Here is a 3,279-nt window from a genome sequence, read left to right as displayed (position 1 = left end):
ACGTGGGAATTGTTCCTCGACATCGTGGGCCGCAACGTTGGTCCGCAACGAGCGCAACACTACGGCGCGTTATTGCTGACCAACGTCCACGGAATCACCAGCTTGGAATCGAATGGTCACCTCGTCTCGGACAAATGGCAAACCACCGCCGAGGACCTCATCGACACCGCCATCAGCCTTCTGCCCGCCGCGCCCGGGTGAGCTGTGGTCAACCCTGTTCGGTCACCACGAGATCTGCCTCCACACCCTGGTCTCAGCGCGCCTTCAGACGGCGTCACTTGAATGACATCGTGGGCACAATCAACGGACTGCCCGCACATCCTCTGCTGGTGCAGCTAACCGTCGTCGCCGTCCCGGTTGCCGCGATGCTGGCAATCGTCGCCGTGACATGGCCCGCGGCGCGTCAACGGCTCGGATTTGCGGCCCTCATCGTGGCCGTGATCGCCTCGGTGGCAATTCCTTTGACCACGAACGCAGGTGAGTGGTTGCAGGCCCACAAGCGGCCCTCAGAACTGATCAGCCGGCACGCTGAACTGGGCGATCAGCTCATTTACTGGGTGGCTCCTGCCCGTCGCAATCGTGGTCCTGGCGATCGGATCGGTGGTGATGGTGTACAGAATCGGAGACAGCGGTTCGCAGTCCGTCTGGCACGACGCCGTCAAGCAATGAGAGGCCTGTTGTTGACTCCTAGTACCGATCGCAGCCGGACTCGTAGGCGTGAACTGTTGACGAATCGAACTCGAGAAATCTGTTGTCTACTACGGGATCCAGCAACGTGAGGACCCTCGCGGCCTCGCTTTCCCTGCCCTAATCCTCACACGTCGCCGAGCGCGGACTCAGCTCTAGCTTCGGTGAGCCACTGACCCGGCCCATTATCACCGCGAACCTGAAGAAACGCTGAACGGCCACGCGCCGACTTCTTCCGTCGTTCAAGCCGTGTTCATCCCGCGCATCCAGGCTGCGTCGGTCACGTTTCCCATGACCGGTGGAGAGTCAAGTGCCCATGTTCCGACGCGGGTGGGCAGCCACGGCTGCCTGCGCCGCCCTGCTGTTCGTCATTGCCGGCTGTTCGACCGACAAGCCCGGTCAGACCGCAGGTAACGCTCAGCATGTTCTGCTCCTGTCGATCGACGGCATGCATCAATCCGATCTGACGAGATACATTCAGGCGCATCCCGATTCGGCCTTCGCCGCGCTCGCGGGACGTGGAATCACATACACGAACGCTCAGACGCCGGTTCCGTCGGATTCTTTTCCCGGACTGATCGCGCAGGTCACTGGCGGGAACCCGAGAACGACGGGGGTGTACTACGACGACAGCTACGCTCACGACCTCCTCGAACCCGGCACGACGAACTGTGCCGGCGCGAAACCCGGCGGGGCCGTCAGCTTCACCGAGGAACTGGACAAGGACGTCACCAAGATCGACGGCGGCCAGGGGTTGGCGAATCTGCCTGACGGCGTGCTGCAGATGACCGGTGCGCCCACCGAGGTGATCGACAAGGCGAAGCTGCCCGTCGATCCCGCGTCCTGCAAGCCGCTCATGCCCGGGGAGTACCTGAAGGTGAACACCGTATTCGCCGTCGCCCACGATGCCGGGCTCCGGACGGCCTGGTCTGACAAGCACCCCGCCTACGCCATTCTCGGCGGTCCAGGCGCCTCGTCCATCGACGACCTGTTCACACCGGAAGTCGACAGCAATCCGGCGGGAAGCAAGGACGCTGACAGCTGGACCGACGACAATGCCCTAACCCAACGCTATGACACCTACAAGGTCGATGCCATCACCAATGAGATTGCGGGCAAGGATCATTCAGGCAGCACGCAAGCCGGCGTCCCGTCGTTGTTCGGCATGAACTTCCAGTCGGTCTCCACCGCGGAAAAGCTGACCGAGTCCGGCAGCAAACCGGGAGGTTACGGCCCCGACGGGCAGTCCCCCGGACCGGTATTGGCCTCGGCGCTTGGCTTCGTCGACACCCAGATCGGGCGTATGGTGTCCGCGCTCGACGCCGCCGGGTTGGCCGACACCACCACGATCATCGTCTCGGCCAAACACGGTCAGTCCCCGATGAAGCCCGACACCCTCACTCGCATCGACGACGGCCAGATCATCGACGGCATCAATGCGGAATGGGCTGCCACCCACACCGACGTCCCGAAGCTGATCGTGCACGCGGTCGACGACGACGCGATGATCATGTGGCTGGCCGATCGGTCACCCGCCGCAGCGACCTTCGTTCAGGACCGGCTGCGTGCCAAGGCCGGCGAAGGCACCGATATCGCCGGGAATCCGAAGGCGTTCACCGCCTCTGGGACCGACCGGATTTACGCGGGCGCCGAGGCGGCGGCCTTCTTCGGCGCGGCGCCCGGCGATCCGCGGGTGCCGGACGTCTACGCGACCACTCAGCCGGGCACGGTCTACACCGGCGGGACGTCGAAGATCGCCGAACACGGGGGCGTCACCCCTGCCGACCGGAACGTTCCGCTAGTCGTCGCGGGTCCGGGCATCAGCTCCCGCGTCGATCAGTCCACGGTCGCCACCGCACAGATCGCGCCGACGATCCTCGCCCGGCTCCATCTCGACCCCAAGAAGCTCCAAGCCGTCGTCGCTGAGAACACCGCACCGCTGCCGGGCCTGTAGGTCCTGGTTGCCCTGTTGCTGCCTGCTGCCTGAGCTGCGGATCGTGGTTCTCCGCGTCGTCGCGCTGTAGCGAGGTGGGCGCGTCTCGACGGCGTGGCCGTTGATTGGATCACCCGTGTTCGCAGCGCTTCTCAGCGTCCCTTCAGCCGTCGGGTGGCACGCTGCCGTTCGCTGACCAAGGAGCATGCAGTGGTGCTCGCCGAGGTCGACGACGTCTCATCAGCATTGGACGAGCGGCAGTACCGGCCCCTCGTCGGGACCGCGGACCGATCTGCGGGACTGTCTTGCCATGGGGGCCGGCCACACCGTAGGTGATCTCAGTGCACTCTCAGCCTGTTCTGCCACTGTGGGACGACACGACGAAAACCTGCGAGGACGTGATGAATTCGCCGTTGGACCGGCGCGCTTACAGGGACCACTGCACGACTGGGCGCGCGATGTGCACTGACGGTGCCCGGCCGTGACGGGACCGGAAACCGTGACTCGGGGGGCGCTGCGACCGGGTGAACTAGCCCAGGCGGCGGTGATGGCGGCGCTGTCGGCGGCGACCGCGATCATCGCCGTGATCATCCCGCTCGCGGCAGGACTGTCGTTGCTCGGCAGTGTTCCCATGGGTTTGCTGGCCTACCGGTACCGGA

1 protein-coding gene and 1 pseudogene are annotated in these 3,279 nt (G+C 64.6%); both read left to right on the top strand.

The annotated features are described in order from the left end of the window. Positions 1-201, top strand: a pseudogene (locus QOC69_RS11625) (TetR family transcriptional regulator); the annotation flags it as partial. Positions 202-1,003: 802 nt separating this feature from the next. Further along, positions 1,004-2,641 carry an alkaline phosphatase family protein gene (locus QOC69_RS11620; protein WP_526439512.1) on the top strand — a complete coding sequence of 546 codons (1,638 nt, stop codon included), beginning with the start codon at positions 1,004-1,006 and terminating at the stop codon, positions 2,639-2,641. Positions 2,642-3,279 lie beyond the last annotated feature (638 nt).

The sequence above is a fragment of the Mycobacterium sp. genome (genome assembly GCF_032162105.1).
Classification (GTDB): domain Bacteria; phylum Actinomycetota; class Actinomycetes; order Mycobacteriales; family Mycobacteriaceae; genus Mycobacterium.
The sequence above is the reverse complement of the archived record's forward strand: the minus strand, read 5'-3'. Positions and strand labels throughout refer to the sequence as shown.